The following is a 2570-nucleotide window of genomic DNA, read 5'->3' as shown; positions in this document are numbered from 1 at the left end:
GACAAGGGAGCCTCTGCGCCTGCATAATGACCGTATGTCGACGACGCCCGAAGCCTGGTCGACTCCTGCCGGGAGGACATCCGCAATGGTCTCGATGACCGTCGAACTGCGCAATGTGGAGGACACGCGAGCCGCCATGGGCTGGGCCGGCGGCCACACGATCATCGTCGACCGGCCCGAAGGCAAGGCCGGCGGCATGGGCCTGGGCTTCAATGGCGGCCAGTTGCTTGCCCTGGCGATCGGCGGCTGCTTCTGCAACGATCTTCGCTACGTCGCCGAGGAAATGGGCGTAACGCTCGACAAGATCGCCGTGACCGTGACGCTGAACCTCGAAGGCAAGCCTTTGCTCGCGACCTCGTCAACCATGGCGGTTTCATGCACGACGCTGGACGGCTCCGACCCGGCCGAGATCATTACAAGGGCCGCGGCGATTTCCACGGTCAGCAACTCCCTGCGCCAGGGCGTGTCGGTGAGCATTGAAACGGCCGCAACGACGGCCGGCTTGTCGGAGGAATGATCCCCGGGAACAGGCGCATTGGCCGCGTGGATTGTCAGAGATCGCCAAAAAAGGCCCGCCGCCGGCACGGCAGAGCGATTGACCCAATTTTCTTCGGCATCTGGGCGCGTCAATCAGCCGCTCTATGTCTTCCCTTGTCGCAATGATCAACGATGGAGGTTGGCATGGATCGGCGATTGTTTCTGACTGGAATGCTTGGGCTGGCAGGGGCTGCGACCGTCGTCGCAATCGCGCGTCCTGCCACCGCCTTGGCCGGCATCCCGAATACGGGGCCCGGCATTCTCGACGAGCTCGACAAACCGTCCGACGATATTCTCGACCCGGATGGTCCCGGTGTCCAGGATGGCGTCGAGTTGGTGCGGCACCGCAGATGGCACCGCCGCCGTCGCCGACGCGGGTGGAGGCGGGGCTGCCGTCGCTATTGGCGCAATGGCTATTGGCGCCGCAGATGTTTCCGCAGATCCTTCTGGATCCACTTCTGACGAGACCAGCAACGCGAAGGTCCCGGCGCCCGCCGGGGCCTTCGCTATCGCTGCGGGCTTCAATCAATCGGCAAAAAAAGGCCCGCCGCCCCTCGGCAGCGGGCAGGTCCTGGAGTGCCGGGGGATCAACCCGGCATGGGATCAACGAGCGGATCACCGGTTGGTTGCAGGGATCGGCCCGGTAGCCTTCCTTTGGGTGGACCGCCACCGGGCCTGACCGGAGCGGGGTGTATTGGGGGAGCCCCGGCTGCTTCCAAAATATCACTTTTCTCTTATATTCGCTTTAGCTAATTTACATAAAGCCATGCATCACCCGCAGATGGGGTGCGCACTTCACGAAAGTGTCGAAGTGACGTCTCCCTGCTTATGCCATTCGGAATTCGCGGAACCAAAGCGGTTGCATCTGACTTTGGTTGGTGACGCGCAAAGACTTTTTCGCTGCTATCTTAAAGTTACCAAATGGAAATTGACCGGCGCAGCATATCAAGTCGATTTGCGCTGACGATCTCTCTGTTTTTCCAGGAACTGCTTGGCGTGCTCCGCCCAATCAGCCGTGGTGACTTTATGCTCCTGAACGGACTTTCTGAAAGCCTTGCGCAGAGCATCAAGGTCAAAGGCCCACAGTTGTTCACCATCAGTGCTGTTCAATTTTGTGCCGCCCGTCCCCATGAGAACGATGGTGTGCACCACAAGCTCAATCTTTCAAGGATCAATGCCTGACTTCTTTTGGGTATATCCGGGTATATCGAATATACAATCGCCTGCATAAAACAGGTTCAAACCGTGAACAGAATCTGGCATGGTGCCTGGCATGCCGATCATCTCGCCCATCCCAATCAACCCTCTCATCGACGGTCGCCAGTCCGAACGCGCCATGCTGGTGCGGCGCGGTGTGCAGCGGCTGCTCATGGATATGGGCGCGCATGTCTTGCCCGAACTGTCGCTGGCCACCGGCCGCCGTGCCGACCTCGTCGCTTTGACCCGGCAGGGCGATATCTGGATCATCGAGATCAAATCCTCGATCGAGGATTTCAGGGTCGACCGCAAATGGCCCGACTACCGGCTGCATTCCGACCGCTTCTTCTTCGCCACCCATCCCGGCGTACCCTCGGAGATCTTCCCGCACGAATGCGGCTTCATCCTTTCCGACGGCTATGGCGCCGAGATCCTGCGCGATGCGCCCGAGCACCGCATGGCAGCGGCAACGCGCAAGGCGCTGATGCTGCGGATCGCGCGGGCCGGCGCTTCGCGGCTGCTGGCGGCGGAGCTTGCCGGCGTGTCGGTGCCGGCGCTGGAGGGTGAGAGCGAGTAGCGGCGTCCTTCAGTCTATGGCCGGCTCTCCTCTTCGCCGTCCTCCACGCCACCCCTAGCGGACGCCATGAGCAGCACGGCAGCGCCCAGGATGGCGGCGATGAAGGAGCCGGCGAGGATGCCGACCTTGACCGCGTCCTGCAGCGCCACGTCGCCGGCGAAGGCGAGCAGGCCGATGAACAGGCTCATGGTGAAGCCGATGCCGCACAGCAGCGATATGCCGATCATGTGCGTCCAGCCGGCATTGGCGGGGAGGGCGG

At 61.8% G+C, this 2570-nt stretch carries 4 protein-coding genes; 3 read left to right on the top strand and 1 reads right to left on the bottom strand.

The genetic code is table 11. The features are described 5' to 3' along the window. From EOA22_RS30510 to EOA22_RS30495, 3 genes are all read left to right on the top strand, one after another. The coding region (locus tag EOA22_RS30510) for an OsmC family protein (protein WP_348629515.1) at window positions 1-517 on the top strand (517 nt) is incomplete at its 5' end. Window positions 518-1458: 941 nt separating this feature from the next. Beyond that, window positions 1459-1719 (top strand): hypothetical protein, encoded by a 261-nt coding sequence (locus EOA22_RS30500; RefSeq protein ID WP_127219059.1) that lies wholly within the window; start codon window positions 1459-1461, stop codon window positions 1717-1719. Between the two features lie 91 nt (window positions 1720-1810). Further along, complete coding sequence (locus EOA22_RS30495) at window positions 1811-2311, top strand: MmcB family DNA repair protein (protein WP_050596417.1); 501 nt, start codon at window positions 1811-1813, stop codon at window positions 2309-2311. A 14-nt stretch (window positions 2312-2325) separates the two neighbouring features. On the opposite strand, the gene EOA22_RS30490 is transcribed toward EOA22_RS30495, so the two are convergent. Further along, on the bottom strand, window positions 2326-2570 hold a 245-nt coding region (locus EOA22_RS30490; protein ID WP_206521364.1), incomplete at its 5' end, for a Na+/H+ antiporter NhaA.

Origin of the sequence: Mesorhizobium sp. M7A.F.Ca.US.014.04.1.1 (assembly GCF_003998745.1) — a bacterium.
GTDB classification, from domain to species: Bacteria; Pseudomonadota; Alphaproteobacteria; order Rhizobiales; family Rhizobiaceae; genus Mesorhizobium; species Mesorhizobium ciceri.
The sequence above is the reverse complement of the archived record's forward strand: the minus strand, read 5'-3'. Positions and strand labels throughout refer to the sequence as shown.

Excerpts from the sequence above, each read along its gene's own strand:
- EOA22_RS30495 (WP_050596417.1), top strand. The coding sequence starts at position 1,811 with ATGCCGATCATCTCGCCCATCCCAATCAACCCTCTCATCGACGGTCGC.
- EOA22_RS30500 (WP_127219059.1), top strand. The coding sequence starts at position 1,459 with ATGGAAATTGACCGGCGCAGCATATCAAGTCGATTTGCGCTGACGATC.